A 220-nucleotide genomic window follows, 5' to 3' on the forward strand; every position below is an offset into this window, starting at 1 on the left:
AGGTCCGAGCGCTCGTGCGGGAAAACGTGCCGGAACAACTCTTCGCCGGTAAAGAACTGGAAGTACGGATCGTGGACCCAGCGCTCGCACACTCCCTCATCGGACAGCCCGTAAATGTGCTTGAGCAGCAAAAGCCCGATCATGAAGCGGGTCTCGATCCCGGGCCGGCCGTTCTCGCTGTAGAGCGGAGCGATCTCGCCGTCGATCCAGTCCCAGTCGA

1 protein-coding gene is annotated in these 220 nt (G+C 61.4%); it reads right to left on the minus strand.

Features of this window, described 5'->3' with window-relative positions; all coding sequences use genetic code 11:
• Positions 1 to 220: transposase (locus FNJ47_RS49395; RefSeq protein ID WP_163163930.1), on the minus strand; the 220-nt coding region annotated here is incomplete at both ends.

The organism is Bradyrhizobium uaiense (assembly GCF_010811875.1).
Classification (GTDB): Bacteria; Pseudomonadota; Alphaproteobacteria; order Rhizobiales; family Xanthobacteraceae; genus Bradyrhizobium; species Bradyrhizobium uaiense.